2 protein-coding genes are annotated in these 1,838 nt (G+C 72.3%); both read left to right on the forward strand.

What is annotated here, in order from left to right; all coding sequences use genetic code 11:
* The first annotated feature begins 99 nt into the window (after positions 1-99).
* Positions 100-522: a MarR family winged helix-turn-helix transcriptional regulator gene (locus CBZ_RS18835; RefSeq protein ID WP_130782992.1), complete on the forward strand. Its 423-nt coding sequence runs from the start codon at positions 100-102 to the stop codon at positions 520-522.
* A partial coding sequence (locus CBZ_RS18840) for an MFS transporter (RefSeq protein ID WP_130782993.1) occupies positions 519-1,838 on the forward strand: 1,320 nt, incomplete at its 3' end. The genes CBZ_RS18835 and CBZ_RS18840, both read left to right, overlap by 4 nt.

Raw genomic sequence — 1,838 nt, forward strand, 5'->3', positions numbered from 1 at the left:
CGGCCTCTCGTCGTCTGGGCGGGCGTGCGCGGGTGGCTGTGGGGCAGGCCACGGCCTGTCCGATGTCTTTACGTGAGGTAATGAGTTAGGCTAACCATCATGCCCACCGCCCCCGCTCTCGCCGGAGAGCTCCGCATCGCCGTGGGCCAGGCCGCCCGGCGGATCCGGGCCGAGCGCGGTGCCCAGGGGCTGACGGACCCCCAGTTCACGGTCCTCGCGTGGCTCAACAAGCAGGGCCCCATGCCCCCCGGCCAGCTCGCCGACGCCGAGCGCATCCAGCCGCCGAGCATGACGCGCACGGTCAACGGGCTCGTCGAGCTCGGGCTGGTCCAGAAGGACGAGCACCCCACCGACGGCCGGCAGGTCGTCGTGAGCCTCACCGTGGCCGGCCGCGCGGAGGTCGTCGAGACCCGCCGCCGCCGCGACACGTGGCTCACCGAACGGCTCAAGGGCATGACCAAGGAGGAGCGGCAGCTCCTCGCCGACGCCGCCGAGCTCCTGAGGAGGATCGCTGCTTCATGAGTCCCACGTTCTCCTCGCTGCAGTACCGCAACTACCGGCTGTGGTTCGCCGGAGCGCTCGTGGCGAACGTGGGCACCTGGATGCAGCGCGTCGCCCAGGACTGGCTCGTCCTCACCGAGCTGTCCGACGAGTCCGGCGTCGCCGTCGGCATCACCACCGCCCTGCAGTTCCTGCCCGTGCTGTTCCTGTCCGCGTGGGCCGGGCTGCTCGCCGACCGCGTCGACCGCCGCAAGCTCCTCGCCGCGACGCAGGCCGCCCAGGGTGTGCTCGCCGTCGGCCTCGGCGCCCTCGTGCTCTCCGGCCACGCCCAGCTCTGGCAGGTCTACGTCTTCGCGCTGCTCCTCGGCGTCGTCACCGCGATCGACGGGCCCGTCCGGCAGACGTTCGTCGCCGAGCTCGTCCCCACGAGCCGCCTGTCCAACGCCGTCGGCCTCAACAGCGCCTCGTTCAACGCCGCCCGCCTCATCGGTCCCGGCGTCGCCGGGCTGCTCATCGCGTTCGTCGGCACCGGCTGGGTCTTCGTCATCAACGCCGTCACGTTCGCCGCGACGATCCTGTCGCTCACCCTCATGCGCACCGACGAGCTGCACCGGATGCCCGTCGTCCCCCGCGCCAAGGGGCAGATCCGCGAGGGCGTGCGCTACGTGCGCGGCCGCAGCGACATCCTCGTCATCATGGTCGTCGTCAGCGTCATCTCGACGTTCGGCCTCAACTTCCAGATGACCTCCGCGATGATGGCGCGCACCGAGTTCGGCCGGGGTGCCGGCGAGTACGGCATCCTCGGCTCGGTCCTCGCCATCGGCTCGCTCGCCGGTGCGCTGCTCGCCGCGCGGCGCGAACGACCCCGCGTGCGGCTCGTCATCGGGTCCGCGTTCGCGTTCGGCATCTCGACCGGCGTCATGGCGCTCATGCCGACCTACCTCACGTACGCGATCTCGACGATCCCCGTCGGCTTCGCGTCGCTCACGATGCTCACGGCCGCCAACGCGACCATCCAGCTCAGCACCGACCCAGCCGTCCGCGGGCGCGTCATGGCGCTCTACATGATGGTGTTCCTCGGCGCGACGCCCGTCGGCTCGCCCGTCGTCGGCTGGATCGGCGAGACGTTCGGCGCCCGCTGGTCCGTCGGCATCGGCTCGATCACCGCGCTGCTCGTCGCGACGGGCGCCGCGATCTGGGCCCGCCGGGCCTGGGACGTGCGCGTCCGCTACCGGCTGCGCGCCCGCCCGCACCTGCAGGTCTCGCACCCCGCACCCGCCGGTGAGGTCCCGTCGCCGCGGACGGAGACGGCCCTGCGTCTCGGCGCCGACGGCGCG

The sequence above is a fragment of the Cellulomonas biazotea genome (genome assembly GCF_004306155.1).
Lineage (GTDB): Bacteria > Actinomycetota > Actinomycetes > Actinomycetales > Cellulomonadaceae > Cellulomonas > Cellulomonas biazotea.